The organism is Bifidobacterium sp. UBA6881 (assembly GCA_002451435.1).
GTDB lineage: Bacteria > Actinomycetota > Actinomycetes > Actinomycetales > Bifidobacteriaceae > Bifidobacterium.
Genome location: DKCF01000034.1, coordinates 6,454 through 6,906, shown reverse-complemented (window position 1 = coordinate 6,906; position 453 = coordinate 6,454). Strand labels below are relative to the sequence as shown.

Sequence of the window (453 nt, the reverse complement as noted above, 5' to 3'; positions counted from 1 at the left end):
GGTGGCGGATTCGGTTGTTCTGCGGCGTCCTGCTGGCTGTCTGACTTGACTTCTTGACAGGTGGTTTCCGCCCGGAGATCGGCGGATTTGACGTTCTGAAAGGTACTTTGCGAGCTCAACTCGAAAAGTTGAGCGAAGTAGACTCAAGATTTTTACGAATTCGGGAATAAAAACTTGCGAACAAAAGTTGAGTGGTGTAGGCTCAAGTTTTGGAAAGCCCGAGAGGCGGTCATCCGAAACCCGGGCGAAGAACGAAAAGAACGTATAGCGAACCTATTCATAAAGGAGACATGTTATGGGACGCGCAGTTGGCATTGATTTGGGTACCACCAATTCCTGCATCGCAACTCTTGAAGGCGGTCAGCCGACCGTCATCGTGAACGCCGAAGGCGCTCGCACCACGCCGTCCGTCGTGGCCTTCAGCAAGTCCGGTGAGATTCTGGTCGGCGAAGT

At 52.8% G+C, this 453-nt stretch carries 1 protein-coding gene; it reads left to right on the top strand.

Features of this window, described 5'->3' with window-relative positions; genetic code table 11:
- Positions 1–295: 295 nt before the first annotated feature.
- Positions 296–453 (top strand): Hsp70 family protein (locus B3C64_RS02720; RefSeq protein WP_291533563.1); only part of this gene is annotated, 158 nt, incomplete at its 3' end.